The sequence below is a fragment of the Mesorhizobium sp. WSM4848 genome (genome assembly GCF_055811375.1).
Genome location: NZ_JBVVPX010000006.1, coordinates 184,009 through 209,529 on the forward strand (window position 1 = coordinate 184,009; position 25,521 = coordinate 209,529).

General features: G+C 60.1%; 30 protein-coding genes and 1 pseudogene. 14 read left to right on the top strand and 17 right to left on the bottom strand.

Going from position 1 to position 25,521, the window contains the following annotated elements; genetic code table 11:
* Positions 1 to 10 precede the first annotated feature (10 nt).
* The 6 genes from AC0L16_RS08925 to AC0L16_RS08950 form a co-directional block, all read right to left on the bottom strand.
* Entirely contained in the window at positions 11 to 784 is a 774-nt protein-coding gene (locus tag AC0L16_RS08925) for an NAD kinase (protein ID WP_473620272.1), read from the bottom strand.
* Positions 785 to 1,288: 504 nt separating this feature from the next.
* Positions 1,289 to 2,050: an MBL fold metallo-hydrolase gene (locus AC0L16_RS08930; RefSeq protein WP_473620218.1), complete on the bottom strand. Its 762-nt coding sequence runs from the start codon at positions 2,048 to 2,050 to the stop codon at positions 1,289 to 1,291.
* Between the two features lie 3 nt (positions 2,051 to 2,053).
* The gene (locus AC0L16_RS08935; RefSeq protein ID WP_473620220.1) at positions 2,054 to 3,118 is read right to left on the bottom strand and encodes an ABC transporter ATP-binding protein; all 1,065 of its coding nucleotides are present in this window, start codon (positions 3,116 to 3,118) and stop codon (positions 2,054 to 2,056) included.
* Positions 3,115 to 3,897 (bottom strand): ABC transporter permease, encoded by a 783-nt coding sequence (locus tag AC0L16_RS08940; protein WP_473620221.1) that lies wholly within the window; start codon positions 3,895 to 3,897, stop codon positions 3,115 to 3,117. The genes AC0L16_RS08935 and AC0L16_RS08940 overlap by 4 nt, the downstream gene beginning before the upstream one ends.
* 2 nt (positions 3,898 to 3,899) lie before the next feature.
* Positions 3,900 to 4,766 (bottom strand): ABC transporter permease, encoded by an 867-nt coding sequence (locus AC0L16_RS08945; RefSeq protein WP_473620222.1) that lies wholly within the window; start codon positions 4,764 to 4,766, stop codon positions 3,900 to 3,902.
* 13 nt (positions 4,767 to 4,779) lie between these two features.
* The gene (locus AC0L16_RS08950) at positions 4,780 to 5,886 is read right to left on the bottom strand and encodes a polyamine ABC transporter substrate-binding protein (RefSeq protein ID WP_473620224.1); all 1,107 of its coding nucleotides are present in this window, start codon (positions 5,884 to 5,886) and stop codon (positions 4,780 to 4,782) included.
* 91 nt (positions 5,887 to 5,977) lie between these two features.
* Here AC0L16_RS08950 and AC0L16_RS08955 point away from each other — a divergent pair, with 91 nt between their 5' ends.
* The gene (locus tag AC0L16_RS08955) at positions 5,978 to 6,592 is read left to right on the top strand and encodes a TetR/AcrR family transcriptional regulator (protein WP_292407273.1); all 615 of its coding nucleotides are present in this window, start codon (positions 5,978 to 5,980) and stop codon (positions 6,590 to 6,592) included.
* A gap of 522 nt (positions 6,593 to 7,114) precedes the next feature.
* On the opposite strand, the gene AC0L16_RS08960 is transcribed toward AC0L16_RS08955, so the two are convergent.
* Positions 7,115 to 7,360: a hypothetical protein gene (locus tag AC0L16_RS08960; RefSeq protein ID WP_473620225.1), complete on the bottom strand. Its 246-nt coding sequence runs from the start codon at positions 7,358 to 7,360 to the stop codon at positions 7,115 to 7,117.
* 356 nt (positions 7,361 to 7,716) lie between these two features.
* Here AC0L16_RS08960 and AC0L16_RS08965 point away from each other — a divergent pair, with 356 nt between their 5' ends.
* On the top strand, positions 7,717 to 8,064 hold the full coding sequence (locus tag AC0L16_RS08965) for a hypothetical protein (RefSeq protein ID WP_473620226.1): 348 nt from the start codon (positions 7,717 to 7,719) through the stop codon (positions 8,062 to 8,064).
* 19 nt (positions 8,065 to 8,083) lie between these two features.
* Here AC0L16_RS08965 and AC0L16_RS08970 read toward each other — a convergent pair.
* The 3 genes and pseudogenes from AC0L16_RS08970 to AC0L16_RS08980 form a co-directional block, all read right to left on the bottom strand.
* Positions 8,084 to 8,283 (bottom strand): annotated as a pseudogene (locus AC0L16_RS08970) (SOS response-associated peptidase); the annotation flags it as partial.
* Positions 8,284 to 8,849: 566 nt separating this feature from the next.
* Positions 8,850 to 9,449 carry a hypothetical protein gene (locus tag AC0L16_RS08975; RefSeq protein ID WP_473620227.1) on the bottom strand — a complete coding sequence of 200 codons (600 nt, stop codon included), beginning with the start codon at positions 9,447 to 9,449 and terminating at the stop codon, positions 8,850 to 8,852.
* A gap of 218 nt (positions 9,450 to 9,667) precedes the next feature.
* Positions 9,668 to 9,850: a hypothetical protein gene (locus tag AC0L16_RS08980; protein ID WP_473620228.1), complete on the bottom strand. Its 183-nt coding sequence runs from the start codon at positions 9,848 to 9,850 to the stop codon at positions 9,668 to 9,670.
* Positions 9,851 to 10,335: 485 nt separating this feature from the next.
* On the opposite strand from AC0L16_RS08980, the gene AC0L16_RS08985 reads away from it, so the two are divergent.
* Positions 10,336 to 10,572, top strand: a complete 237-nt coding sequence (locus AC0L16_RS08985; protein WP_473620230.1) for a hypothetical protein — start codon at positions 10,336 to 10,338, stop codon at positions 10,570 to 10,572.
* A gap of 240 nt (positions 10,573 to 10,812) precedes the next feature.
* Here the strand turns inward: AC0L16_RS08985 and AC0L16_RS08990 are convergent, their stop codons facing one another.
* From AC0L16_RS08990 to AC0L16_RS09005, 4 genes are all read right to left on the bottom strand, one after another.
* Positions 10,813 to 11,469, bottom strand: coding sequence for a thermonuclease family protein (locus AC0L16_RS08990; protein ID WP_473620274.1), 657 nt, complete (start codon positions 11,467 to 11,469; stop codon positions 10,813 to 10,815).
* A 567-nt stretch (positions 11,470 to 12,036) separates the two neighbouring features.
* Positions 12,037 to 12,330: a hypothetical protein gene (locus tag AC0L16_RS08995; RefSeq protein WP_473620231.1), complete on the bottom strand. Its 294-nt coding sequence runs from the start codon at positions 12,328 to 12,330 to the stop codon at positions 12,037 to 12,039.
* Between the two features lie 101 nt (positions 12,331 to 12,431).
* Positions 12,432 to 12,617 (bottom strand): hypothetical protein, encoded by a 186-nt coding sequence (locus AC0L16_RS09000; protein ID WP_473620233.1) that lies wholly within the window; start codon positions 12,615 to 12,617, stop codon positions 12,432 to 12,434.
* Complete coding sequence (locus AC0L16_RS09005; RefSeq protein ID WP_473620234.1) at positions 12,614 to 12,805, bottom strand: DUF3606 domain-containing protein; 192 nt, start codon at positions 12,803 to 12,805, stop codon at positions 12,614 to 12,616. Before AC0L16_RS09005 ends, AC0L16_RS09000 begins: the two co-directional genes overlap by 4 nt.
* 721 nt (positions 12,806 to 13,526) lie before the next feature.
* Here AC0L16_RS09005 and AC0L16_RS09010 point away from each other — a divergent pair.
* The 7 genes from AC0L16_RS09010 to AC0L16_RS09040 all read left to right on the top strand — a co-directional run bounded on the left by AC0L16_RS09010 (position 13,527) and on the right by AC0L16_RS09040 (position 19,531).
* Positions 13,527 to 13,730: a hypothetical protein gene (locus AC0L16_RS09010; RefSeq protein WP_473620235.1), complete on the top strand. Its 204-nt coding sequence runs from the start codon at positions 13,527 to 13,529 to the stop codon at positions 13,728 to 13,730.
* Between the two features lie 33 nt (positions 13,731 to 13,763).
* Positions 13,764 to 13,982, top strand: a complete 219-nt coding sequence (locus AC0L16_RS09015; protein ID WP_473620276.1) for a KTSC domain-containing protein — start codon at positions 13,764 to 13,766, stop codon at positions 13,980 to 13,982.
* A gap of 567 nt (positions 13,983 to 14,549) precedes the next feature.
* Positions 14,550 to 15,104: an ATP-dependent DNA ligase gene (locus AC0L16_RS09020; RefSeq protein ID WP_473620278.1), complete on the top strand. Its 555-nt coding sequence runs from the start codon at positions 14,550 to 14,552 to the stop codon at positions 15,102 to 15,104.
* A gap of 229 nt (positions 15,105 to 15,333) precedes the next feature.
* The gene (locus AC0L16_RS09025) at positions 15,334 to 16,854 is read left to right on the top strand and encodes an FAD-dependent oxidoreductase (protein ID WP_473620237.1); all 1,521 of its coding nucleotides are present in this window, start codon (positions 15,334 to 15,336) and stop codon (positions 16,852 to 16,854) included.
* Positions 16,855 to 17,256: 402 nt separating this feature from the next.
* The gene (locus AC0L16_RS09030) at positions 17,257 to 17,898 is read left to right on the top strand and encodes an ATP-dependent DNA ligase (RefSeq protein ID WP_473620238.1); all 642 of its coding nucleotides are present in this window, start codon (positions 17,257 to 17,259) and stop codon (positions 17,896 to 17,898) included.
* Between the two features lie 80 nt (positions 17,899 to 17,978).
* A complete protein-coding gene (locus AC0L16_RS09035; RefSeq protein WP_473620239.1) occupies positions 17,979 to 18,272 on the top strand; it encodes a hypothetical protein in 294 nt (97 codons plus the stop codon).
* A 950-nt stretch (positions 18,273 to 19,222) separates the two neighbouring features.
* Positions 19,223 to 19,531 (top strand): hypothetical protein, encoded by a 309-nt coding sequence (locus tag AC0L16_RS09040; protein ID WP_473620240.1) that lies wholly within the window; start codon positions 19,223 to 19,225, stop codon positions 19,529 to 19,531.
* A 524-nt stretch (positions 19,532 to 20,055) separates the two neighbouring features.
* Here the strand turns inward: AC0L16_RS09040 and AC0L16_RS09045 are convergent.
* Positions 20,056 to 20,436 (bottom strand): hypothetical protein, encoded by a 381-nt coding sequence (locus tag AC0L16_RS09045; RefSeq protein ID WP_473620242.1) that lies wholly within the window; start codon positions 20,434 to 20,436, stop codon positions 20,056 to 20,058.
* Between the two features lie 987 nt (positions 20,437 to 21,423).
* Between AC0L16_RS09045 and AC0L16_RS09050 the strand changes: the two genes are divergently transcribed.
* Both AC0L16_RS09050 and AC0L16_RS09055 read left to right on the top strand, forming a co-directional pair.
* A complete protein-coding gene (locus tag AC0L16_RS09050) occupies positions 21,424 to 21,720 on the top strand; it encodes a PRC-barrel domain-containing protein (protein ID WP_473620243.1) in 297 nt (98 codons plus the stop codon).
* Between the two features lie 94 nt (positions 21,721 to 21,814).
* Positions 21,815 to 21,982 (top strand): hypothetical protein, encoded by a 168-nt coding sequence (locus AC0L16_RS09055; protein WP_473620244.1) that lies wholly within the window; start codon positions 21,815 to 21,817, stop codon positions 21,980 to 21,982.
* A 529-nt stretch (positions 21,983 to 22,511) separates the two neighbouring features.
* On the opposite strand, the gene AC0L16_RS09060 is transcribed toward AC0L16_RS09055, so the two are convergent.
* Positions 22,512 to 22,814 (bottom strand): hypothetical protein, encoded by a 303-nt coding sequence (locus AC0L16_RS09060; protein ID WP_473620246.1) that lies wholly within the window; start codon positions 22,812 to 22,814, stop codon positions 22,512 to 22,514.
* A 225-nt stretch (positions 22,815 to 23,039) separates the two neighbouring features.
* Entirely contained in the window at positions 23,040 to 24,368 is a 1,329-nt protein-coding gene (locus tag AC0L16_RS09065; RefSeq protein ID WP_473620247.1) for a PQQ-dependent sugar dehydrogenase, read from the bottom strand.
* Between the two features lie 402 nt (positions 24,369 to 24,770).
* On the opposite strand from AC0L16_RS09065, the gene AC0L16_RS09070 reads away from it, so the two are divergent.
* Together AC0L16_RS09070 and AC0L16_RS09075 are read left to right on the top strand one after the other, a co-directional pair.
* Positions 24,771 to 25,007: a sulfotransferase gene (locus AC0L16_RS09070; RefSeq protein ID WP_473620248.1), complete on the top strand. Its 237-nt coding sequence runs from the start codon at positions 24,771 to 24,773 to the stop codon at positions 25,005 to 25,007.
* Complete coding sequence (locus AC0L16_RS09075; RefSeq protein ID WP_473620250.1) at positions 24,950 to 25,117, top strand: sulfotransferase; 168 nt, start codon at positions 24,950 to 24,952, stop codon at positions 25,115 to 25,117. Before AC0L16_RS09070 ends, AC0L16_RS09075 begins: the two co-directional genes overlap by 58 nt.
* Positions 25,118 to 25,521 lie beyond the last annotated feature (404 nt).

The following is a 25,521-nucleotide window of genomic DNA, read 5'->3' on the forward strand; positions in this document are numbered from 1 at the left end:
CTGCGCCGGCTCAATAACGGAACTGTTCGGCGAGAATGCGCTCGTTCCACGAGTGGCTCGGATCGAACAGCAGCGTCGCCGTTACCGTTGGCGATTCTTGCACCGTAACCGAGGTTACGGCCTTCACCTCGGTGTGGTCGGCGGCGGCGTTCACCGGCCGCTTTCCCGGCTCCAGAATGTCGAAGCGAACGGTCGCCTTGTTGGAGAGCAGCGCGCCGCGCCAGCGGCGCGGGCGGAACGGACTGACCGGGGTAAGCGCCAGCAGCGGCGCGTCGAGCGGCAGGATCGGTCCGTGCGCGGATAGGTTGTAGGCGGTCGAGCCGGCCGGTGTCGCGACCATCACACCGTCGCAGTTCAATTCCTCCAGCCGCACTTGCCCGTCCACGGTGATGCGGATCTTGGCCGTCTGGTAGGACTGGCGCCACAGCGCAACCTCGTTGATCGCCAACGCCGAGATCGTTTCGCCCGCTGCGGTGACCGCCTGCATCTCCAGCGGACGGATCGTTTCGGCAACGGCCGCCGCGATGCGCCCGGTCAAACCGCTGGCGCGATATTCGTTCATCAGAAAGCCGATGGTGCCACGGTTCATGCCGTAGACCTTTTTTCCCGTGCTCATCGTGTCGCGCAAGGTCTGCAACAGGAAGCCGTCGCCGCCCAGAGCGACGACGATCTCTGCATCCTCGATGGAGGCCTGGCCATAGCGCGCCGAAAGGCTCTCCAGCGCCGCCTTGGCGTCGGCGGTGTCGGACGAGACGAAGGCGAAGCGGCTGGCGGCTTTGTTCATGGCTCCCAATGGCGATGTTGATGGCGGCCGGTTGGTGGCGACCGGTTGCTTGGGCCGCGCCAGCGCCGGGTTAGCATGGGCGGGCAGATCTGCAAAGCGAGACATGTGGCGCTCATGTAGCGCCCCCAGTGGCGCCCCTTGGCACAGCGCCGGGAGAGCCGCCGGTCTGGTGCTCGCGCATCGTGTCGAGTGACAAGCGAATGTGATGGTTAAGACGGGGATTAAACTCTCGTAAAGCCAGATCGGCCATGTTAGCCGGCAGTGGATGGGCGGCGTGGGGGCCAGCTAGTCGGACCGATTTATTGCCGGTAACACGCCTGATTGTCATCGTCTTGATGCTGGGAAGTTTCGCTCTTGCCTTTGCCCAACTGGTGCGCCAGTCGGAACAGACGAGTTTGAGACCCCAGCCAACGGCTTCACGCTGCGGCGATGCCGCCGGCACGCCGTGCCCGCAAAGGGCGTTGTGAATTCGCCAAGCACTTCCACCGATACTAAAGACCGCGCTTAGCGGGCCTGCAGCAGATGGCAGCCGGCCTGCCGCTTTTGTGCGAGATACTCGTCGATAAGCTGGCGGTAGCGCACCTTGCCGAAGCTCGGGAAGTGCCCGCCATGCACGACCGCAACATCGAGTTCGCGCATCCGCAGCAGCGTCTCGACATAGTCGTCGACAGCGGAATGATAGACATCGTCGATCAGCGGGCCGTCATAGACGATGTCGCCGGAAAGCAGGATGCCGGTCTTCCTCTCGTAGAGCGCGATGCCGCCGGGTGAATGGCCCGGCGTGTGGATCACCTCGAAGACACGGTCGCCGAGATCGACGAAATCGCCTTCTCCGAGCAAACGAACGGCCGGCGCCGGCTGGATCCGGTAGCGCGTGGCATCCCAGCCCAGCGGCATTCCGTCGAACATGGCGTCGGTCGCGTAGCGGTCGGCGACCGTCCATTCATTGCGCGGGTCCGCGAGGATTTCTGCTTCGGCCGCATGCACGCAACGGTCCGGAAATTCGTGATGGCAGCCGATATGGTCGAAATGCGTGTGGCTGGCCACGCAAACGAGTTTTCGCTCCGTTACCAGCGGGACGTGGCGCCGCAGGCTGAAATGGCCGAGGCCGGTGTCGAACAGAAGATCGCGATCGCGGCCGCGCACATGCCAAATGTTGCAGCGGAAAAACGGCTTGATCCACGGCTCGTGGATCAGCGTCACGTCATCGCCCATACGGAAGGCTTCATACCAGTTAGGAGCGTCGATGACCGGAAGCGTGCCCATGGCTCAGCCCGTCAGAAGGATGATGTCGCCAGCCTCGCACGAAACCGCAACGATGTCGCCCGGCTGGACGGCCGCTGCTGCGGGAACCCTGGCGATAAATTGCAGCGCCGGGTCTTTCTCGGAGACAGCCAGCACGCGCTTGAAGCTGCCTTGAAACACCACATCGCTCACCTTGGCCGTGCCGAGGCTTACCGCGCCGCCGGTTGCGCCGAGGACAAGGTGCTCCGGACGGACGGCGAGGGCGACAGAAGCGCCAGCAGGCACTGGACCGGGCAGCGAAAACGCTCCGACCTGGGTCGCGACAGTGATTGTTCCGTGCTTCGCCGCCGTCACCGTTCCCGATATCAGCGTGCTCTCACCCATGAAGGTCGCGGAAAAGCGCGTCGCCGGCCGCGCATAGACGCGCTCCGGCGGACCTTCGTCCTCGATGCGCCCGTCATTCATCACCACGCAATGGTCGGCCAGGGCCATCGCCTCTTCCTGGTCGTGGGTGACGTGGATGAAGGCGGTGCCGACGCGTTTCTGGATCGCTTTCAGCTCGTCCTGCATCTGCCGGCGCAGTTTTAGGTCGAGCGCGCCGAGTGGTTCGTCGAGCAACAGCACCGCAGGTTCGACGACAAGCGCGCGGGCCAGCGCGACGCGCTGCCGCTGGCCGCCGGAAAGCTGGTGCGGCTTCTTGTCGAAGGCGGTGGCAAGCCCGACCAGCGCCAGCGCCTCGCGCGCCCGCGCGGTCCGTGTCGCGGCATCGACGCCTTGCATGCGCAGGCCGAAGCCGACATTGCTGCCGACGCTCATATGCGGAAACAGCGCATAGTCCTGGAACACCGTCGTCGTCGGGCGCTTCGCCGGCGGCACCGCGGTGCAGTCCTCGCCGCGGATCAGCACCTTGCCTTGGCTCGGCGTGACGAAGCCGCCGAGAATCGACAAAAGCGTCGTCTTGCCGGAGCCCGACGGGCCGAGCAGGATGGTGTAGCTGCCCGGCTCGATTTGCAGCGACACATTCTTCAGCACGGTGTGCTGGCCGAAGCGATGCGAGACAGCGCGGACATCGACCAGTGGCGCGGTCATGCTGGTTTCCTCCGCAACAGCATCAGCTCAAAAAACACCACCAGCACGATGGAGACGGCGAAGACCAGCGAGCCGACGGCGTTGGTCTTGGGATTGAGGCCGGAGCGCAGCAGGTTCCAGATCTCGACCGGCAGCGTCGTGTCGAAGCGCGTCAGCAGGAACGAGATCACGAATTCGTCCCAGGAGAAGGTCATCGACAGGAAGAAACCGGCAAAGATCGCCGGCGCCATGACCGGCACCGTGATCAGCAGCAGCACCTTCCATTCGGGCGCGCCGAGGTCGCGCGCGGCACGCTCGATGTTGATCTGGTGGTCGCCCATCTGGCTGTAGATAATGGCAAAGCAGAGCGGCAGGTTGATCACCACATGGCCGATGCCGGCAGCAAGCAGCGACTTCGGTATGCCGACCCAGTTGAACAGCACCAGCAGCCCCATGCCGATGATGAGATAGCTCACGGTCAGCGGCAAGGTGATCAGCCCGCGCAGCAGGGCCGAGCCCGGCAGGGCGAAACGCGCAAAACCCCAGGCAGAGAGGAAACCGAGTGCGACGGCGGCAGCCGAGGAGAGAGCCGCCACCAGAAGCGAATTTACCAGCGCCGAGGTCAGCCGCGTGTCGGCGAGCACGGCGTCGTACCAGCGCAGCGACGGCCCGGTGAAGGGCGGGATCGGAAACGACGTCGCCTGCAGCGAAAACAGCACCAGCACGACCACCGGCAGGAAGATGAAGCCATAGATGGCGACGGCGTAGAGCCAGGAGACGATGCGGACGAGGGCGCGCACGGTCAGGCCCGCTCGATCTTGAGCCAGCGGGCGCAGGCGAGATAGGCAATGGTGACGACTGCCATCAGGATGATCGACAGCGCCGAGGCGAGCGGAAAGTCACCGCGCCGGCCGATCTGCATCATCACCAGCTGCGGCATCAAAAGCTCGTTGTTGCCGCCGAGGATCTGCGGCGTGATGTAGTCGCCGATGCACAGGACGAAGGTGAGGAAGGCGCCGACCATGATGCCCGGCAAAGTCAGCGGCAGGACGACATGCAGGAACGCGCGCACCGGCCCGGCGCCGAGATCGGCGGCTGCCTTGCGGTAGCTCGGGCTGAGCTGCTTCAGATTGGCGAAGATCGTCAGCGTCAAAAGCATGACGAAGAAATGTACAAAGCCGATGACTGTGGCCAGCCGCGTGTTGGCGAGCTGTAGCGGCTCACTGAACAGGCCGGAGCCGGTCAGCGCGCGGTTGATCACGCCGTTCTGCGCCAGCACCAGCAGCCAGGAGTAGGAGCGCACGACATAGGAGGTCCAGAACGGCAGCACCGCCAGCATCAGCGCCAGCCGCTGCCAGCGTTCCGGCACCTGTTCGGCCAGGATCCAGGCGAAGGGGTAGGCGAGCAGCACCGAAATTACTGTGACGATCGCTGTAACCTGCAGCGAGTTCACCATCGCCTGCCAATAGGCCGGATTGTTGAAGAACTGGCTGTAGTTGGCGAGTGTAAAGCCGCCGCCGTCATGCGCCGTCAGGCTGGAAAACCCCATGGCGACGAACGGCAGCACGAAGAACAGCAGCGTCCAGCCGAGCGCCGGCGTGACCAGCGCCCAGGGCAGGGCGCAGCCCGCCCGGGGCAGGGCACGCCCGCTGTTTGTGGCAGAGTTCACGACCGGCGACCGGTCACTGCGCCTGCAGCATTTCGGTCCAGACGTCCTGCATCTTCTTGTCGAGATCGGCATCCGGCGCCGGGTAGGGCTGGGCGCGGGCGAGGAAATCCTGCTGCTCGTCGAAGCGCAGGATCTTCTTCTGCTCATCGCTCAGAGCCGCCTTGGTATTCGCCGGCATGCCCCAATAGCAGGCAGAGGTCGCAAGCCGCGCCTGGCCTTCAGGGCTCATAATGTACTGGATGAACTTCAGCGCCGTGTCCTTGTTTTTAGAATCCTTGAACATGGCCAGCGACTGCGACCACAGCACAGCACCTTCTTTCGGAATCGAGAAGTCGAGGGCAGGGTTCTCCTTGGCCAGCCCGGCCGTCACCCATTCACCGCCGCCGACCAGAATGTCGACCTCGCCGGTCGCCAGCGCGGTCTGGCTGGCGGTCACCTCGCCGACCAGCTTGGCGTTGGCCTTCATCTTGAGCAGCTCTTGCTTGATGGCCGGAAGGTCGGCTTCGGTCAGCTCGGCGGTCTTTTTGCCGATCGCCAGCGCTGCCATGCCGATGACCGGCAGGTAGTAGTCATAGATGGCGATCTTGCCCTTGTATTTGTCGCCGGTCAGCGCGGCCAGCGACTGCATGTCGGCCGGATCGACCTTGGTCTTGTTGTAGCCGATCGTGTTGTAGCCGAATTTTTCGGTGATGCCGTAGCGCTTACCGTCGACCACGGTGGAGCTGTCCATCTTCACCTGGGGAAAGAGGTCGGCCAGCGGCAGCTTGTCTTCCGGCAGCGGTTCGAACAGGCCCTTTTCGACGCCGCGCGGTATATCGATGCTGTCGATCACCATCACGTCCCAGTCGCCGGGCTGCGACTGCTCGACAATGGCCATGCCGGCGCCGGTGCCTTCGAATTCCTTGACATTGACCTTGACGCCATTGGCCTCCTCGAAGGGCTGCAGCAGCGCCGGGTCGGCGTGATCGCACCAGATCAGAGCGTTGAGATCCGCAGCCTGAGCGAGGCTGCCCGTCGCCAGCAGCAGCGCTGTCGCAGCACACGCGGCATAGAGGTGGCTCTTCAAAACGGAAGGCGGCTTCCTGGTCGTTGGATTCGGGGTGTTTGGATTGATGGTCATCGAGTGTTCTCCCTTGCCTTTCTGGCTTCTGGCAAAAAATTGAACCAATTCTAAAATTGAGTCAATTCCGTTTTTATGGCAGATAGCCGTCATGAGCGGATTGCGGGCAAGGCAAAAGGCGGATCGGCATCGCCGCATCATCGAGGCGGCGGCGGCGCTTTTTCGCGACACCGGCTATGAAGGCGCCAAGATCGAGACGATCGCGGCGCAGGCCGAAGTCTCGGTCGGCACCATCTACAACTATTACCAGAACAAGGGCGACATCCTCGGCGCCATCGTCTCGATGGAGGTCAATGAGGTGCTCAATGCCGGGCGCGGCGTGGTCGCCAACCCGCCGGCCAATGTCGGCGATGCGCTCGATACGCTGCTCGGCATCTATATCGAGCATTCGCTGCATTATCTCAGCAAGGAGATGTGGCGGCAGGCGATGGCGATCTCGACACAACTGCCCGACAGCCCCTTCGGCCAGGCTTACACGGCGCTCGACCGGGCGCTGACCGAACAGATCCGCGCGCTGATCGCCCGGCTGCAGGCGATCGGCCTGGTCCGCCGGGATATCGACGGGCAGGCGCTCGGTGAACTGGTGTTCAACAATATGAACATGATGTTCATCGAATTCGTAAAGCGCGACGAGGCCAGGATTGCCGAACTGCGCGCCGCGATACGAAGGCAGAACCGGATTCTGGTGGCGGCGATCGCGGTGTGAGGGACTCCCGATGGGATTTCTGGTGGCCCGGACGCCGCTAAGCCGCAATCGCGCAGGTCAATTCCGCTGGTGGCGCGTCGAGCACTTCCGCTGTCGACCACATCGGCAAGATCGGCGCTTTACCGAGCATGCCTGGGCGGCCGCGCGCGTGGAAACGGCACGACGGTCAAGGGCGCCTTGCGGAATTCCGCGATGGCTATTTCTTCAATCAGCGAGTCGAGTGCCTCGCTGACGCGTTGGCTCGTTTCGTCCATGCCGCAGAGCCGGTTTTGGGCACACTCCAAGAGCTCGCGCGCTGCAGCGAAGTCACTTCGCATGACACCACCCGTTGTTCAGCCCACCGCCCGGACATTGTCGGTGCGCTAAATTGAGCGATTGCTAATATACACAGGGGCATTTTAATCGAATGGCATTAAATGGCCGGGAGCAGGAGATGCCGGCCGGTCGCATCCCTGTTGCATCCATTGGTTCTGATGCCCCGGACCAGAGGCATGGGCGCTTTGCTTTGCAAAACGCAGGGGATTAGTCCTGATACGATCTTGGGCGGCTTAGAAATTCCCTGGCGGCAGCAATCTGGCGTCGATGCTCGCGCAGGAAGGCCAGGCTGAAACAGATCGAAAAGGCCAATCCCGCAACGGCTATCGTTGCTTGCGAGGTCGGATCGGGATCGGGAATCATCAGGAAGCGGAAACCGAACGCCAACGCGAGGGCAGCAAGGCTGCCATACATGCCGCCAACAAAGGGGGCGATCGTGCGTTTCTGCTCCAACGGCGACTCCTATTGTTTCCGCCAGGGAATACCTGTGGTTTCCACAAGGGGAATACCTGTGGTCCGCTAGCGAATATATGCGTTGAAGATGATGGGCCATGGCCCCGGCCTGTGGAAATCGGGGAATGAGCAGATTTCGACCGACCCTGACGATCACTAGGGCGTCGTCTGGTGCCGCGCGTTGTAACATCTTCGCCTCTGACCACGGCGCGGCAACGGGTTCGCGTTCGCCGGTCAAAAGACGAACGGCAGTAGTGGCAGGACGGGCCATATGGCTTGCTCGTTAAAGACTCCCGGCAGATCGGGCTTGAAAGGTAGAGAAATTTCGGTTTGTGTAGCCCCGCTTGGGGGCTGCAATGAAGCGTTTTTTACTCGCCACACTAGTGGGACTTACGATTTTTACTGCTGACGCCCGAGCAGCAGTCGATCCGAGGTACAGGGCCGAACAGAGCGCATTGATTAAATGCAATCAGTTGTGGTCGGCAAAGCTGTCAGTTCAGCCCGGCGATCCGTATTCGTTAGCGAGAAAAGCGCAGCAATTGTGCGCCGGACAAGAAGCAGCATACGAGCGAGCGATGCGGCCGATCCTTTACTACAAGGAGGTAGCCGATCGACACATGCGAAAGATCCGTGCCTTTCAGCTGAAGTCCAATGCTGCGATGATCGTCAAAGTCCGCGCACTCATGACAAAGAGAAAGCGATGACCAAGCCAGGCCGTGCCGTTCGCTCCAGCGGCGTCGGCATCCCCCAAAGCTGATTGGTGACCTCGCGCTCCCCATCCGGCGCATTGCGCACCACCCGGACCGGGCTGATTGGGTAGACGTCTACGGACGGCTCAAGGTTGCCTAAGATGTCCCCGCAAGGGCGCGGGTCCATTGGCGGATGGCTTCTTGCGACGTGGTGATGTTGTAGAGGTTGCACATGCGTGCAAATGTGCATCAGGTCGGAGATAGGCGCTAGATGCCGGGCAGCAAATGACCGGGACCCAATCCGTCAGCAATCAGCACACCACTACGTGCCCAAGTTCCTCCTCCGAGAGTGGAAGCTCGGCAACGAGTTGCACGGCTATTGGTGGAATACCCGGCAAGACCGGCTTCGTTGCTATCGCAAAGGGATGAATTTCTTTTGCCAAAAGCCTGGGCTCTTCAAGCTGAAGTCGGCGCGCGGCTGGACATGCCCCAGTGTCATTTTCATCCTTGGTGAACTCCTCGGCGTACCTTTTGGTGTACCTCGGGGGACGTTGGGGATTGTCGGGTGGAAACTGGTGCCCCGGACGGACTACCTGAAATAGGGAATTTCAATGCGTTAGCGAAAAGTGGGCAGAGCAGCTTTGTGAAATTCCATTATGTTTTTCGGCGGACTTGTCCCACTTTTTAAGTCTCGCCCGCGGTCGATGCTGTACCAAGATGAATTTAACCCGACCTTTAAGGTAAGTGGTTGATTGGGTTAGGGACGTTACCGCATCTCAAGCGGGAGGCAGCGAGAGAACTCATGGACTGGCGCTGCCCTCGAAATGTATTGCTTTTTGGAAGGCGTCTATTACGCGCCGTTTCATTTTGGAAGTGTATAGCACCTCGCATGGACGACCGAATGGGATGAAACCAAATCGATATTCCTCTTCAACTGAAAACCTCTGTGGTTTGGTAAAAGCGATTTCAAATGCCTGTCGAGCATGATTCATTCCAGAAAATACCTCGCGGATTTTAGATGGAGAGTATTGTGCCTCTCGCCCGCCATATCGGACGGCCCGGTCGTGTGCAAAGCACGTCACAGGAATCTCCGTAACGGCGAGTAGTCTCAAGGCTTCGCGCAGACGAGTAACATCGATTTCTAAGAATGCCGGAATGTCGGCATTGGCGGGGTAATCACCAACGCCATTTATCAAATCGACGTGTCGCAAGCGATTGTATGGTCCGTTTGATGAACAGAACAGACAGGCATCTATCTCGATCTCGGACTGAACCGAAGTCCCGCAGTCTATTATTGAGCCAACATGGATGGTGGGCCCGGTGTCTCCGATTCGAAATGAGCGGTTTGTCACATCTCCTATGATTGATATTGAGCCTTTTCCTTCTTCACGGTCTGACATTAAGCCGCCACCCTCCGACCGCGAATATTCACGCAAGGTGCCCAGCTTGAAGTGCCCCCTCAACATTTCCGACCGTGCAAAAGCAGAGCAATGCTTTGTGACAATCACTATGAGGTTCCCCTATTTTTTTGTTGTTTATGCTGCTGAACCTATTTCATCGCGTTCTGCTTTGGGAAGCTAGCCCTTTCGACCGGATTCCAATGGCTTTAGGCGGTCGATCATCCCCGGAACCGCTCTGTCGTCCAGTGGATCTTGCCGCCGATCTTCATCGGCTTGTGGATCACCAGGCGCTTGGGCAGGTGCTCGGGATGGACCTCGAGCAAGGTGATCTTCACCGTTGGCTTGCAGGGCCTGCAGTCGAATTTGAGCTTCAGCGGATCGGCACCGCCGCCATAGACCATTCATCAGGTCGGCCGAACGGCAGTATCGGACATTGCCGCAACTGCATTCCGCCTTGACGAGCATGTTGTGCCGAGTCGCCTTGCTCAGCGTGTCGATCAGATCGTGCGCTATGAGAACAGAAAAGGAACATTTTCCTTGTTCGTCAAGACTCGCTGTGGAATCTTTCCACTAATCTGAAGTGAGAATACATCCCCGATGCGCGACGATCTGATCCGCCTTCCCGGAGCAATGGAGCCCGTTACGCGCCCCGGCATCCAGCACCACAGGTGCGGGCATCCGGGCTGCGGACGCCGGGCTATGGTCCATGACGCAGTAAGACTGAAGTCTTTGCGTTAAAGACAGAGGGCTGAGGCTGGCAACCAAGATCTTGGCAAAGGATTGGTATTTGGCCGCCGAGCAAAGTCCCTTCATCGGCGGTTCGGGGTGCCCGCTGTATACTCATCGGCGGGCACCCGATGTGGCACCCTAACGGCGGGAAAGAACTGTGACCATTATCCAGAGCAAACAGAATGTCGATGCGGTCGCAAGCCGACCCGCCAATGACAATCAAACTCCTGACCCAACAGATTGCTCGGCGGTTGATCTTGTTTCGTCGAGCGACGACGACGTCGTTGCAATCGTCAGGCGAACAGAGCGCCTGGCCCTCGCCGTGATTATAGTAATGGCGATCTTCCTGATCTTTGCACCGGTATTCTTCATTGCCCTGATGTATGGGATCTAGAGGTCCCGATTAGCCCTCGTCCCCTTGCGCAGCGCGGCAAAATCCGAAAGGCCGGCCTCATTCAAGACGACAGGCTTTGGGGCGCCCAGAGGGCCTGCGCACGGGCTGTACAAGCATGGTCGTTTCACGTGTGAGGCGATCGAACAGCGCAAAGAGATTTCCGCGCTGATTGCGGATGCGCGGCGAGCTGCGGCCGCGGTGATATAAGCATGAACCTACTTCGCCAATCCGCCAGTGAGGTTATCGCCTTGCCTTCCGCCAGCCTGCCGCCTGAGCATCGGCCTCAGAACAAAACCAGCGCTCCCCACTCACTTGGCTGATACGGGTTTGCGAATAGTATTTCTGCCCGGGCACGTGATAGATGCGCTCGCCTTTGGCCGAGATGTTGCCCTTGATGCTGCAGCCACCAAGAAGGCCGAAGCCGGTCGATTGCTCGCTGACTGTCTCGACCTTATCGGCATTGGCATCCCGCCAGTCCCATGGTTGATCGAAGCGGCCCTGCCAAAAGCCGCGATGCGCGGCCTTGGCGGCCCGTTGTTCGGCGGCGAATGCCCCGTTCGAGTAGCGAGGCCAGTCTAGAGCGAGGCCTTGTTCAACGAGCCATTTCTGAACGCTTCGGCCGTCGGCGCGATTGCAGTTCCCGACGAGACGCCCGTACCGATCCCGGTCGATAAAACTGCAATGCAGCGGTCGCGAAGCTGCCAGGAACTTGTCCAAGGCTTGGGCGGCGCGGCGCCCGCATGGGTAATCAAAGCCCTTTGCGTCGTCGCAGTGCTGACGGCTCTCGGGTGCGTCGATGCCATTGAAGCGGACGCGCTGACCGGCAATCTCGACGGTGTCGCCGTCGATGACAGATGCCCGGCCTTGCAGCGGCCCAGGCAGCGGCCTCTGTCCAATTTGTTATCGTGCTCTGGAGGCCTGAGGTGCTCTGTTGGCCGGCGGTGCTCTGGATCGCGAATTGGGTGACTGCGGCAGCAAGCGTGCCAACGCCGAGGAAGATCAGCCCCAAGAGCGGTCGCGGCAGCCGCCGTGACGGCCTTCTTCTGCCGGCGTGCCTTCGCCAGCGGCTAGCCTGATTGGCGCCTTGATAACGATGGCCTTTGCCCACGCCCGCTCTCCCCGAAAAGAGAATGCCGCCATTCCGGGCGAGAGTCCAGAAGCTGCCCTAGTCGGTCGGCAGCGGAATCTTGGCAGAGGGTATGGGCGACCGGGAAACCTTCCTCTCGTTAAAGGCATAGCGCCGCAATAAGCCGCCGTGCCGAGGTCCTAGTGAGGGTGGAACTTTAGAGAGTTCTAAAAATTGTCTGTGACCAGTGGGCATGGCCCTCCGCTTGCCCGCTGCAGGTCGGGGCCCTTAACCCGATCGGGCCCGCGCTCTCCGCCAGAGGCGCGGGCTTCTCTCGTTTTCTCCATGAAAAGCGGGGCAGGGACGTCGCGCGAACAGACATTGGATCAAAAGCCGGCTCACTGGAAATCGAAATGCTGCCATTCCACGCATCGATGGACCCGACATTGACCGTCAAGCGTCCGGACATAGGAGGCGACGGGCACGGCGGGCCGGTAGCACTCATTGCCAAATTGGCGGACATATCGATCATAGGTGTTGCGGCCGGTGGTCAGGACGACCGCGCGCCGGCTCTGGATCAGCTGCTGCGTCTGTTCGCAAGTCATGGTGCGCGCATCCGGTCGGGCGTAAGCTATGCTTGGGGCGGCGACCAGGATCGCTGCGGCTGTCGAGACGATTGGGCGAGCTGGCATGGTACATCCTCACAAGGGTCGTGCCTAACGCGCACCGTCGCCCGTGGTTCCCGCACCTTCCCCGGAGTAGGGCTCATTCTCCTCTGTGGAGCGCGGGCTTTTCAATCCACAGGCTGCAGCGGTTGATGCTCCGGCTTCGCATGGTGAAGCACCTGGCCGAGATCGCGCATGTCGAAATCCTGTCCACAAACGGGGCAATGCTCGAAATGCTCCGCCTCGGGCTTGATAGGCTGGTCGTGGTCCTTGCCTCGATATCCCGTGCCTTCGTTGTTGGTTCGATATCTCATCTCCGCTCCCGCAATGCTCTCGCGGCTTCTGCCAAAGTGGCTCGGTCGTTGCCCTTGCTTTTGATAAGCTGGCGGACTTGGTCCGCCGAGACGCCGTTCTGCTGGGCAAAATATTCGATCTCGTAGTCGTCACCGGCGGACACACGGTCGCGGTCGCGGAAGTCACGCTTGCTCTTGTCGTCGGCCATGTCGTTCTCCTGATGAAAGATCAATGGCAACGCCGGTATGCAGAATTCGTTGCCGCCAGCCGCGCTTTCGCCTCTTAAGTTCACCACGCGTCCTAATCGGCGCCGAGTGTCGCGCCAGATCAAAGGGGCCGAGGTGGACGAAAGCGGTCCGTCCATGCGTTGACGCATTCGAGGGCAGAGTGTCCCCCAACAGGCCGTGGAGCCTTTGAGGCGGCGGCCAAGGAGGCGAGCGTATATCTCTCGCCTGAGTAGGAGATATCATCCCAACCCTTTGGTTAGTCCCTCCGGTGTTCGTGAAGACTTTCTGTACGAAATCGTACATTGATTTTGTCCGGGAAAGTGCAACAAATGGTCGTTTGGGGCAGCGGCTCGGGGAGACCCTCGGGTGAACGTTAAGACGACCAACGGGCGAATAGTCGAGGACCTTGTTAAAGAGGTCATCGTGGCAGCGCCATACGGCGGAATCGTCTCTGTTAAGGCCACCATAGCAGCGGTGCGCGAAGATGGCCCCATTGGGAAGTGACCGACTGTGATCTGATCGAGTTTATCGTGGAAGCGGCTCCGGCATTTGGGCGCGCGGTAGCCTTCGACCAACGCGAATGAACCTCTAATGGCTCCCGGTTGATCAGCCAGTCCTTCGCGCTCAGAAATTTCTACCATTACTGACCACTAAAGGAACCATTCCTTACTTCGCGAGTTGCGGCTGGGGCGGGGTTGGGACATGCAGACATGGCAAAGCGTGACAAGGCTGGGCACACGCTCCCCCCCCCCACTTGCCGAGGCCATTCGGCAGTTCATCAGTGCTGAAGACAATCGTCATCACTTACACAAGCTGCTTGGGCTGGAGGTCGAACAGGAGCTGACGCCAACGCTGGCATCATTGCTTGAGGCGATCGGCAAGGCCGGTCGGGACGAAACTCCTTAGCTGGCGCTCCGGCCGGACCAAGACGTGAACGTCATGCCGTCCACCTCGATCCGCAAAACGGAATACGATCCGGAACGCAGAACCCTCTCTGTGTGGTTCGTGGTCAGCGGTAAATGCTACCAGTTCGAGGACGTGCCGCCGGAGACCTTCGCCGAGTTCCGAGCCGCCTTCGCCAAGGGTCGCTTCTTCAACGACCACATTCGCAATCACTTCCGGTACCGTCTGGTTGGGACCGGTCACGATCCTGGATGAGCTAATCCGTGCGAACGGCGGCTCACTTATCCATCGAGTTTCAACGGATGATGCAGCACCTCACCAAGGTTCCGCTTGTCGAACGCTTGGCCACAAATGGGGCAGAACTCGAAATGCTCCGCTTCGTCGTTGGCAGGCGGCCCGTGGCGCTTGCCCTTGATCCCGGTTGCGGGGTTGTTGGTTCTATCTCGGCTCACGTTGGTCTCGACCGTGCATACTCTGATAGGGGACGGCCCGACAGCCACTTGGGGGGCGACTATCGGGCCGCCGGGCCTAGCCAGCGGGGGGGCGTTTCGTTTGGCCGGCTGGGGCGAAATTGTATGCCGCTTCATGCATCGTTGCTAATTTAGTAAAATGGTCATGGTCCGTTCCCCTAGCCATCAAATCGGATGAACCTAGACTAGAACCTGTGCGTAAACGAGTGACTGCCGGTGCTGGCCGGCTTGAGTTCATTCCTCCGATGATGCCTACCTTGGTCGCAAAGCCGCCCCAAGGCGATGACTGGATGCATGAAGCCAAATTCGAAGCTACCGTTCCCAGATCATCATCGACGCCGGCTGCGCTCGGATTTTCACCCGCCGCGGTCTCGACTGGACCTCCAAATACCGCGACCTAGCTGCGGCGGCGCGAACGCTGGACGTCGAGAATGCCATCATCGACGGCGAAGTCGTCGTTCTGAATGAGGCTGGCCTTTCGGATTTTGCCGCGCTGCGCAAGGCAATCACCAGGCGCCAGCACGACCTCTATTTCGTCGCGTTCGATCTGCTGCATCTCAATGGCCACGACTTGCGCGACATGGTACTTGAGGATCGGCGGGAAATCCTGGCCGGCCTTATAGGGTCCGACAGCCGAATCCAATTCAGCGAGACGATGCCGGGCGAGGCAAATGCGATCTATCATCTGATCGACGCGGCCGGGCTGGAAGGGATGGTATCGAAGCGTCGAGACAGCAAATATCGCAGCGGCCCGACGACCAACTGGCTGAAGACAAAATCCTTCACCGAAAGCGAGTTTGAACTTCTCGGAGTTGAACGCGAGAGGGGCAAGCCCGCATTCGCCCTGATGGCCGAACCTGGGACCCGCAAATACGTCGGCAGTGCCGGAGCCGGAAAACGTGTTTGAAGACCAGTCATTTAGCATCCCGGTTGATCGGATCGAATGACTCGTCGCCGGGAGCTTTCAGGTTTCTGAAGCGGTCGAGGAGCAGAGGAAAGTAACTTGGGACGCTCTCCGTAAGAAGCGCCCGCGACCACCTTGGAGGTCCGGGCGAAACTGCCGGCATCCGAAGAGGTGGAGGAACTTCGAACCTACGCGTCCGTTTACCGAATGTCGTGGATGGAAGGTTCCGCCAATGAATGTCAGCAGCGAAAGGACTGTATCCCTCTGGGCGGCGACCGAAGTAGTCCCCGATGCGGTGCCGCTCGGGCAGAGCGAACAAGTCGACGTCGTGGTCGTCGGGTCTGGAATTGCCGGACTGTCGGTCGCCTACGAACTGGCCGTCGCCGGGCAAAAGGTGGCTGTCCTCGATCGCGGCCGGATTGGAAGCGGCATGACGGCTCGCACCACTGCGCATCTTTCATCCGTCTGCGACGACTATTTCTCGGAACTGATCAAATTGCGCGGTGAGGACCTGGCGCGGATTTTTTATCAAAGCCAATCGGCCGCTATCGACCGCATCCAATCGATCCAGGAGACGGAGCATATCGCGTGCGATTTCCGGCGCCTCGACGGCTTTCTCTTCCCGGCTTCCGGCAGGCAGGAATCCGATATCAAGCGCGAACTGGACGCCGCTCTGAAAATCGGGGTCGACGTCAAGGAGACCAAGGGCGTGCCGTTTGCAGGCTTTTCGGACGCGCTGGCCCTTCGATACGCCAATCAGGCGACCTTTCACCCGCTCAAATATCTCCGCGGGCTGGCCGCAGGCATCCGCGCGCACCGCGGCGCGCTTTATGCCGATACCATCGTCGAAAAAGTCGGGGAGACTGACGGCGGCGTGCGCGTAACCACGGTTTCGGGCTTTACCGTGTCTGCCAAATCGGCCGTTGTCGCCACCAACTCGCCGATCAACGATCGGGTCGCCCTCCATACCAAGCAAGCGCCCTATCGGACCTACGCGATGTCGTTCGAGGTCGCGCGCGATACCATACCGGATGCGCTGTATTGGGATACCGAAGAGCCTTATCACTACGTTCGGCTTCAGCCTGGCAAAGGTCGGACCGGCTTCCTGATCGTCGGAGGTGAAGACCACAAAACCGGACAGGCTGATGATGCCGGCAAACGCTTCGCGGCCCTCGCGGCCTGGACCAAAAGGCTGGTGCCCGATGTCGGCATGGAAACGAACCGGTGGTCCGGGCAGGTGATGGAGACCGTCGATTATGCGGGGTTCATCGGCCGCAATCCTGGGAACCAGCGTGTCTTTGTAGCGACTGGGGATTCGGGCCAGGGCATTACCCATGGCGTCGTCGCCGGCCTATTGATCTCCGACCTGATTCTGAAGGGGGAAAGCCCCTGGCGCGAACTTTACGAGCCGTCTCGCAAGACGGCAGGCGCGATCGGCGATTACCTGTCGGAGAATGCGACGGCGATCAAGAGTTTTGCTGAGTACATCGCTCCTGGCGAAATCGATTCCGCCGACAAGCTGCGACCGGGAGAAGGTGCCATCGTTCGCGAAGGGCTCACCAAAGTCGCCGCGTTTCGCGATGACGACGGCAAGCTCTACAAGCGCTCGGCCGCATGCACGCATGTCGGCTGCCATGTCCACTGGAACTCCCTCGAGCGCTGCTGGGACTGCCCCTGCCATGGCTCGCATTTTGCCATCGATGGCACGGCTTTGAACGGACCGGCCGTGTCGCCGTTGGCGGGGGTGGAATAGCCCATGGCAATACCCGCTTAAAGGCGGGATGCCGCGATACGACGGTGATGAAGCTATCAACTGCCCGTCCAGCGCAGGCAAAAATGCTGCTTGGTAGCCGCTCGACGCAGATCTCGAAGGAGATAGTGTCCTGAAGGTTCTGCAAAAAAGCTTTGGAGAGGGAACGGCCCATGCTCTGAGGCGAGGGGCGGCCATGGCACGCTGGTGACGTTCGATCACCGATTCCCCTGGAAGGGGAGTGCCATGACCAAGCGAGAAGTAAGGCTGAGCAGAGGTGTCACTCCATGGCCGGGACGTCGCCGCCAACAAACAGCGTCGTCGGCTCGCCGTATTCGCCCAGCGACGGGAAGCAGCCGCATTTGCCGACACGGTCGAGGTGTGGTCGACGCCACGCATTTGCCCTTGCCAGATGACGTGGTCGCCCTCGCATTCCGGGATTTTGCCGCCCTGCGGAAGGCGATCACGCGGCGCCAGCACGACCTCTATTTCGTCGCGTTCGATCTGCTGCATCTCAACGGCTACGACTTGCGCGACATGGCGCTTGAGGATCGGCGGGAAATCCTGGCTGGCCTTATAGGATCTGACAGTCGCATCCAGTTCAGCGAGACGATGCCGGGCGAGGCTAATGCGATCTATCATCTGATCGACGCGGCCGGCCTGGAAGGGATGGTATCGAAGCGTCGAGACAGCAAATATCGCAGTGGCCCGACTACCAATTGGCTGAAGACAAAATCCTTCACCGAAAGCCAGTTTGAACTTCTCGGCGTCGAGCGCGAGCGGGGTAAGCCGGCCTTCGCTCTGATGGCCGAGCCAGGCACCCGGAAATATGTCGGCAGTGCGTTCGTGAGCGTCAATCGCGAGATGCGCGAGCGGCTATGGAAACGGGTCCAGGAACATGCCGGGCCACCGCCCAAGGACATGCCAAAGCGGCCGGCAACGCAGTGGGTCAAACCCGGCATCAAAGCCCGCGTGAAGCACCTCAGGGGCGAGGAAGACCTAAGGCACGCCTCGCTGCAGGATTTTTGGGATGAAAGTAGCGGTTGAAAGCCGTCGGGCGAACTTGCCGGCGCTAATCTCAGGATTATATTCCTCCCGTTGCGGCGAGCCCTTCAACGGAGATCGTCATGCCTCAAAAGTCCCTCGCCGACACCCTGGCCGCCCGCGAAAGCATCTATGTTAATTGCGGACACCCGATGTGCTGCAGATCAACAAAGCTCGACATCCAGGCGCTGATTGACAGGCTCGGCCGAGACCACGGCTCGATGCATGACGACCTGGTCGGGCTCTTTGTCTGCTCAAATTGCAAGACTGCCGGGCGTGATCGCCGGCAGGTGTTCTTCACATGCATTCCTGACTACGAAGGCCAGCAGCGGGCGCGCAATCGCGACTGGAAGCCAACTTTCGAAAGAAGGGGCTGAAAGTGGCCGGCGCCGCTTGTGGGGGGGCATTGAGCGGCCCAGCGGCTTGCGGTGGCAGGAGACCGCTGGGCCTGACCAGCGAGCCTTAGGGGAGCTCGCCTGGCTGGCGATATATTATCTAATTCTAATGTAATCGAAACATGCGAATGAAGTACGTCGGCGGTAATTCCGCCGTGTAGAAGCCATAAGGTGCCCCGCAAGTTGATCAGCAGCGTTGTGCCTTTCGGTCGGCCCGGACGAGGCATGAGCACACGTGCTGCTGTAGCCCGTTCAAAAGCGCGACCGTCGGTTGATTGCCAACCTTTATGTTAGTGCGTCTAATCTGCCGTCCACATTGGGGTTTTCAAAATGCCGCACGTGCCCGCGCATGCCGATGATCTTGTCGTTGATCTTCTGGAAGCCGCGAGATGTCTCGAGAAACTGACGCCGGATGAGATAAGGGGGGTTCTGCGAGATGCTGCCGCCGTCCTTTGCGAGCTGGTTAACCCCGACTGTCCGCCCGAAGCTCGGGAAGCAGGCTGTCAAGGAAGCCCAAGCGGCAGACGGCGCGCTCTGCGACTTGTGCGGAAATGATTGACATCGCGGCAAACGCAGTGGGCTAGGACAGAAGCCCCGCCAGACCGGCGAGTAAATAGGCGGCAACCAAGATGCTGGATATCAGCCATATTGAACGCCAAAACACCTGCAATAGTGCGACGCGCCGGCCATGGAATGGGACATCCGGCCAAAGCTGAGATGCACCAAGTGCGGCGGCAAGGCAGTCGGGCTGATCTATTCGCCCGACACCAGCCCGAACGCCTACGGCAAGGCAAGCCAATGACCGACAAGCCGAGCGCTGCTCTGGTCAATGGACGATGTTTGCGCGAAGATAGACGCAGTTGCGCCGAAGCCGGGGAAGCGAGGGCCATACAAGATGGCCCATTTCGCAGCGATCTGAGAAAGGAGGGGAAATGTCCACTCAAGCACTGCTAATAGTGCGCGCCGATGTGCCCAAAGAGGCGGATCGAGCCCCTTTCGACCAATGGTATGATCGCCATATGCCAGACGCATTGCGCGAGTTTGGGGCACTCCGGGCTTGGCGCACCTGGAGCCGAACTGATCCCTCGAAGCACACTGCCTTCTATGAGTTCCATAGTTTGGAGGCGGCGAACGCCGCTATTCAATCGCCGGGCAATGTCTTCGATGTTGCGTGGGGCTCGCGCGTCACACGCACGCGTGACATTGTTGAGGTTGTTCAGCGGCTACCAATCTCAAACTGAGACGCCACCAAACAGGTGACGGCGTGCTGCCATCATGCGCCGTGCAGCCACCGCCAGCTTCTCGATCTTCACAAGCTGCGCCATCGGTGGGGGCCTGATGCACCGGCAATGGAATGGGACATCAGGCCGAAGCTGAAATGCTCGAGATGCGGCGGCAAGGCGGTCGGGCTGATATATTCGCCCGACACCACGGCGAGCGCCTACCGCGAAGCCAAGGACCGGCGATGACTTTGTACGAACCTAACCAATCGAGGCGGCGCCGGAACAAGCTTGCCAGCGATGCCGTTTTGGGGTCAGGCCGGGGATTGATATACTCTCCACGTTTTCCGGCCATCCGGTGAGTGGCCCGTTGCTTTTCCGGCAGCAGCAGGCCATTTTTCGCGCTAGTCGAGCGTTGACGGCTTGCGCTACACCGGTCCGCTCTCGTGACTGCCCAGACCAGAGCGCACCGACAACGCCACGACGCTAGCCGCAGCCTTCCTTATTGGCCGTTTCAGCCCTGTGGATATCGGACATCCAGCTAGCTAGAACGACAGATAAATGCTCACTCCCGAGCCAGGGTAGTAGCCTGGATAGTAGCCAGGATAGTAGCGCGGGTAGTAGCCCTGATAGTACGGCCGATAGTATGGCCGATAGTAGTGCGGATAGTAGTTACGGTAGCCGTAGTAGCGGCGTGGATAGCATGACCCGTAGTAGCGGCAAGACCGCCGTGCGTACCCGTTGTTCCAGTGTCGGCCATTCCGCCAGTAACGATTGCCGTTCCCGTTTTTCCAGTGTTTGACGGGTTCGTCCACGTCGGCCCGCATTTGCTCGGGTTTCTGCATGAACATCGGCGCGGCGTTGACCGGCAAGGCGAAAGATGCGGCCAAGATTGTGGCCGCTAGGGCTGATAAGTGCCTTTTCATCGCGGACTCCTCTGAATAGGAAGACCCAGTTGCAGGCTGTCCAGTTTACGCCAAGGAGCCTGAACCGTCGATGAACGGCGGCGCGTCTACACGATGTTGGGTTTACCCACTATTGGGGAGGGTAATTTCGGGACCGGTACGCGCATGCTCGCGAGGGGGAGTTAGTTCAAAAGTCCCTATTGAGGATCAATGGCTTAGGCCAAATTTAGTTAACAGGTTTCGGTTAATAGGTCGCTTGGCCGCAGCGCATAGAGGACCACTTCGTAGACACTCCCTATGTCTTTACAGCTGCTTACTGCCGGTCCGGGCGATAGACGAGGAAAGCGAGACGGACGGCAGCGCGTAGACTGGGACGCGACCTTCTATGCAGAAGACCCGCCGCTACATTTGCGAAGCGACGGGCCTCCGCCCCATTCCCCCATACCTGACCACGCAACTGCCGTGCCAGACAGGAACTTGTCCAAGGCTTGGGCAGCGCGGCGCCCGCACGGGTAGTCAAGGCCCTTTGCGTCGTCGCAGTGCTGACGGCTCTCAGGTGCGTCGATGCCATTGAAGCGGACGCGCTGACCGGCAATCTCGACGGTGTCGCCGTCGATGACAGATGCCCGGCCTTGCAGCGGCCCAGGCAGCGGCCTCTGTCCAATTTGTTATCGTGCTCTGGAGGCCTGAGGTGCTCTGTTGGCCGGCGGTGCTCTGGATCGCGAATTGGGTGACTGCGGCAGCAAGCGTGCCAACGCCGAGGAAGATCAGCCCCAAGAGCGGTCGCGGCAGCCGCCGTGACGGCCTTCTTCTGCCGGCGTGCCTTCGCCAGCGGCCAGCCTGATTGGCGCTTTGATAACGGTGGCCTTTGCCCACGCCCTTCTCCCCGAAGAGAGAATGCTTCGTTCTTAGGCAAGAGTCCAGATATCCGTCAGGAGCCGCAAATAATCGTTCGGAACGGTTGGCCCGGTCGGGGGTTACCTCAGACCAATGAGAGGAGACCCCACCATGGACCACACCAATCACGTACGGCTTACGAACGCGGAACTGCGCGCTGATTTGATTGAAGGAGCGACCATCTACGGTCGCGATGATGAGGAAATCAGTTCGGTAGACCACATCCATGGAACCGGGGACGACGCCCAGGTCGTTTTCGATGTTGGCGGCTTCCTCGGAATCGGCTCAAAGCGCGTGGCGCTGTATGCCAGTCAGCTCGATTTTATGCGGGACGAGGACGGCAATGTGCATGCCATCACGCAAATGACCACCGACCAGTTGAAGGACTTGCCCGAGCACTTTGACTGACGTGAACGACTAAGGTGTCCCATAGGCGTCGCACTGCTCGTCTGGACAGTCACGGTTGATTGTGTCGTTCCCGCAGCTCCTAAGGAGCTTTCCTATGGCTGACGAACAGGATAGGGCGCCCAACAACATTGATTTCGTCGTTCGACGCTTGGTCAAAGAAACCGGCATCACCGAAGAACAGGCCCGAGAGCTTATCTTGTTACTCGGGCTCCATTGGGCCTCGCTGCTCTGGGAAGCAAAGGCCCTAGCTGCAAAGCGGTAGGCGGGCTTGCCAGATATATAGTCGCCTGGTGAGCTAGGGCGTCTCGCCCGCCGTGCCGAAAGGTCCGTCGGGCTTTTTTGTTGTCCTAGATGTCCTGAATCGTATTAGTTGCGCAGAATGTTTTAGCCGGAGGGGGTGGTATGCCGATTTATCGAAAGGCTAAAGAATTTGGCGTCTTCAGTGAATCCGAAGTAGCTACGCTGGGCCGTGTGTTCGACCGGCTCAAGAGGGAGGGCGACTCCGAACATCTACGTGAGGCTCTCGCATCCCGGATCCTTGCAAACTACTCGGCTGGTATCACGGACGAGGAAGAACTCGTCTCCGCCTCCAAACTACCTCTGGGGCGCTAGCTGTCCGGCCACCGGCTCAGCCTTTGTCTCAATAAAGGCCCTTCGCAAGCGCTTCGCCCTCATGGACCGGTTCGGGACCGTAGAGAAGCAACACCGCTTCTTCGCTTGGCAACACGCCAGCCGGACAGGTTTGATCAATCGCCATGCGTACCAGCTTGAGGCCGGCGCGTTCACTGCAGCTAGTCTCTTGAGCTTGCATGCTTCTTCGTCGATGAGCGTTCGCTAATCGGCCTTATCTCCAAGCTCGTCTTTTTGCGCGGAACAGGCGTCCAATCAGTGATCGCATCGGCATCGACGGTAATCAGCCCGCCGGCCTTCACCGTCACCTTTTGGTCCGCCTCGTCGACGTGGGTGACCACGCCTCTAAGCTGTAGCTCGTCGCCTGGCTGGGTCTTCTTTGGCGCTGGGATCGAATAGGGGAAGGCATAGGAAGGGATGCTGACGCTGGCTCGTCCACCATCCAGCTTCCTAGGCACGGTCACAGTTAGCGTCACTTCATCGCCGATGTTCCGGACCCAACCAGAGTCAACGAACTGCCGCGGACGTTCATATCGTGCTTTGACAGGCTGGGCGGCCCGGCTACTTTTCCTTCAGGGAGACGGCAACCGGGCCATGCCGGTTTTGGATAGCCCCGGCAACCCAATTCGAGCGCGACCTTGACTAAAACAGCGTGCTTGATGATTCCGCTGGAGCAAGATGGCCGGCGCTTAATGGCGATTTGCCCGGCTCACCCGCCAAATGACATTGCCGACGTCGTCGGCGACGAGCAGTGCGCCGGTCTGATCGACAGCAACGCCGACCGGACGGCCCATCGCCTTGCCATCACGCCCGACGAAGCCAGCGAGCACATCCTTCGGGGGACCGCTCGGTTTACCACCGCGGAACGGCACGAAGATCACCTTGTAACCGCTGTGCACGCTTCTGTTCCACGAGCCGTGCTGGCCCACGAACGCGCCGTTGCCGTAGACCGGACCGAGCGACGCTCCTTGGGAGAAGGTCAGTCCCAGCGAGGCGGTATGGGAGCCCAGCGCATAATCGGGCTTGACCGCCCTCGCCACGAGATCGGGGCGCTGCGGCTTGACGCGTTCGTCGACGTTCTGTCCGAAGTAGCTGTAGGGCCAACCGTAGAAAGCGCCGTCACGAACCGAGGTCATGTAATCCGGCACGAGATCGTCGCCGATCTCGTCACGCTCGTTCACGGCGACCCAAAGCTCGCCAGTTTCGGGGTTCCAGGAGAGCCCGTTCGGGTTGCGTAGCCCTGACGCAAAGACCCGGGTGCGGCGGGTCGACCGATCCACTTCAAGGACGGCGGCGCGGTTCTTCTCCGCGGCCATGCCGTTTTCTCCAACGTTACTGTTGGAGCCGACGGTGACATAGAGCTTGCGTCCATCCGGACTCGCGATCACGTCCTTGGTCCAATGATGGTTGAGGTCTCCGGCCGGTAAGTCGACGATCTTTTCCGGCAGCGTGGTGGCTCGGGTCTGGCCGGTGGAGTAGGGGAAAGCGACGAGCGCGTCGGTATTCGCGACATAGAGCTTGCCTTTGGAGAGTGTCATACCGAACGGTGAATTGAGGTCTTCCGCGAACGTCCTGCGTACATCCGCAATGCCGTCGCCATTGGTGTCGCGCAGGAGGGTGATGCGGTTGGCGCTTTTGGTCGCGGCGCCGGCGCGCTTCATAGCCAGGTCCATGAAGACCTTTCTAAGGCTGAAACCTTCGTCATGCTTGGCAGGGGCATTGGTTTCGGCAACCAGCACGTCGCCGTTCGGAAGCAAGTGCAGCCAGCGCGGATGGTCGAGGCCGGTGGCGAAGGCGTTCACTGTCAGCCCCTTCGCCGGGGTCGGCATATCCCCTTTCTGCCAGCCTTTTGCCTCGGCGATGTTGACGGTCGGGATCAGCGTCGGTCTTGGTTTCGGTAAGGTGGGGTTGGGACCATAACCGATTATTGCCCCCGTTTTCTGCGCCGGAACGCTTGCGCAGCTCACTATGAGGGCTCCCAATGCGGCTATGAGTAAGTTTCGCGGGCCGGCATGCATCGAGCGTCCTCCGCGCGGATTTGCGTCGTGCTCTTTTGCGTAAACGCAAGTCCGTGGCTTGTTATTCCAATTGCTTCGAACGGCGTTCGTGATGCAGCCCCCCGCTAGGCTATGAAACGGAAGGAGCCGATCGAAATAAAGATCGGCCGCTTGTCGTTGCCGCCGACCCCTTCGTCACTGTAAACCTTAGGATCGATCCTTCTGAAGTGTTCGTAACGACAAAGGCGAAGATGGAGTCGCCGCCATCGGACGTTCCTGTGTGACATGAATTGCCATCGGCGGTCTTTCATGTTTGCTGGGTCTACCCGCAGGGTATGGCAGGAATCGACCCGGAGACCTTCATGTAGCGAAATAGAAGGAAGGGCGGTATTTAGAGTGATTGAGTCACCTTGGAGGATGCTCATGTCTCTAGATGTCATTGGCGCGGGCATGGGTCGCACCGGCACGTCGCTGAAACTGGCATTGGAGCATCTTGGGTTCGGGCCTTGCCACCATAATGGCAGACGTGAATGCCAACCCCGAACAGAAAAAGCTGTGGCGCGCCGCTGGCCAGGGACAACTCCCGAACTGGGATCTGGCATATGCCGGCTAATCGTTCCGCTGTCGATTGGCCAACGGCGCATTTCTGGCGCGAAGTGAGCGATCACTACCCTGATGCAAAAGTTGTTCTCACAGTTCGTGACCCCGAAGCCTGGTATGACAAGCGTGGCGCAAACAATAGGACTTTCGATGGACGCTGCCAGCAATGACCCACAGTCCTTTGGTGTGGCGGTAGTTGGCAATGGTGTCTTTGGAGGTCGCTTTAATGACCGTCATCATGCAATCGCCGTCTATGAAGAACATAACGCTACGGTGAGAGCAACGCTGCCGCCCGAGCGCGTGATCCCTACCTACCCTCTGGTAGTTGTCGTGCGGCCGACCCCAATCCGCCAGGCCGGCACCCTACAGGCAATCCACCCCAACGCCCCCCAGCGGCGCCGGCCTTCCCCTTGTCTGACGTTGCCAATTAGCAGTCTTCGGTAGTCTTCTTCATTTGCCCGGGGGCGGCGGTATTGGCGTCCGTGTCCTGCTGACCGGGGGCGGCTTCCCCTACTTTAGGCGCGGCGCCCCGTGCATGGCCGGCAACCGATTGATGGAGTTGAGAGCGTCCTCC

Excerpts from the sequence above, each read along its gene's own strand:
- AC0L16_RS08995 (WP_473620231.1), bottom strand. The coding sequence starts at position 12,330 with ATGCCAGCTCGCCCAATCGTCTCGACAGCCGCAGCGATCCTGGTCGCC.
- AC0L16_RS09055 (WP_473620244.1), top strand. The coding sequence starts at position 21,815 with ATGGCTGACGAACAGGATAGGGCGCCCAACAACATTGATTTCGTCGTT.
- AC0L16_RS09010 (WP_473620235.1), top strand. The coding sequence starts at position 13,527 with ATGCAGACATGGCAAAGCGTGACAAGGCTGGGCACACGCTCCCCCCCC.
- AC0L16_RS08935 (WP_473620220.1), bottom strand. The coding sequence starts at position 3,118 with ATGACCGCGCCACTGGTCGATGTCCGCGCTGTCTCGCATCGCTTCGGC.
- AC0L16_RS08950 (WP_473620224.1), bottom strand. The coding sequence starts at position 5,886 with ATGACCATCAATCCAAACACCCCGAATCCAACGACCAGGAAGCCGCCT.
- AC0L16_RS09065 (WP_473620247.1), bottom strand. The coding sequence starts at position 24,368 with ATGCATGCCGGCCCGCGAAACTTACTCATAGCCGCATTGGGAGCCCTC.
- AC0L16_RS09005 (WP_473620234.1), bottom strand. The coding sequence starts at position 12,805 with ATGGCCGACGACAAGAGCAAGCGTGACTTCCGCGACCGCGACCGTGTG.
- AC0L16_RS09000 (WP_473620233.1), bottom strand. The coding sequence starts at position 12,617 with ATGAGATATCGAACCAACAACGAAGGCACGGGATATCGAGGCAAGGAC.
- AC0L16_RS08930 (WP_473620218.1), bottom strand. The coding sequence starts at position 2,050 with ATGGGCACGCTTCCGGTCATCGACGCTCCTAACTGGTATGAAGCCTTC.
- AC0L16_RS09070 (WP_473620248.1), top strand. The coding sequence starts at position 24,771 with ATGTCTCTAGATGTCATTGGCGCGGGCATGGGTCGCACCGGCACGTCG.
- AC0L16_RS09040 (WP_473620240.1), top strand. The coding sequence starts at position 19,223 with ATGTCCACTCAAGCACTGCTAATAGTGCGCGCCGATGTGCCCAAAGAG.
- AC0L16_RS08965 (WP_473620226.1), top strand. The coding sequence starts at position 7,717 with ATGAAGCGTTTTTTACTCGCCACACTAGTGGGACTTACGATTTTTACT.
- AC0L16_RS09025 (WP_473620237.1), top strand. The coding sequence starts at position 15,334 with ATGAATGTCAGCAGCGAAAGGACTGTATCCCTCTGGGCGGCGACCGAA.
- AC0L16_RS09050 (WP_473620243.1), top strand. The coding sequence starts at position 21,424 with ATGGACCACACCAATCACGTACGGCTTACGAACGCGGAACTGCGCGCT.
- AC0L16_RS09045 (WP_473620242.1), bottom strand. The coding sequence starts at position 20,436 with ATGAAAAGGCACTTATCAGCCCTAGCGGCCACAATCTTGGCCGCATCT.
- AC0L16_RS09015 (WP_473620276.1), top strand. The coding sequence starts at position 13,764 with ATGCCGTCCACCTCGATCCGCAAAACGGAATACGATCCGGAACGCAGA.
- AC0L16_RS08955 (WP_292407273.1), top strand. The coding sequence starts at position 5,978 with ATGAGCGGATTGCGGGCAAGGCAAAAGGCGGATCGGCATCGCCGCATC.
- AC0L16_RS09075 (WP_473620250.1), top strand. The coding sequence starts at position 24,950 with ATGCCGGCTAATCGTTCCGCTGTCGATTGGCCAACGGCGCATTTCTGG.
- AC0L16_RS08925 (WP_473620272.1), bottom strand. The coding sequence starts at position 784 with ATGAACAAAGCCGCCAGCCGCTTCGCCTTCGTCTCGTCCGACACCGCC.
- AC0L16_RS09035 (WP_473620239.1), top strand. The coding sequence starts at position 17,979 with ATGCCTCAAAAGTCCCTCGCCGACACCCTGGCCGCCCGCGAAAGCATC.
- AC0L16_RS08975 (WP_473620227.1), bottom strand. The coding sequence starts at position 9,449 with ATGTCAGACCGTGAAGAAGGAAAAGGCTCAATATCAATCATAGGAGAT.
- AC0L16_RS08980 (WP_473620228.1), bottom strand. The coding sequence starts at position 9,850 with ATGGTCTATGGCGGCGGTGCCGATCCGCTGAAGCTCAAATTCGACTGC.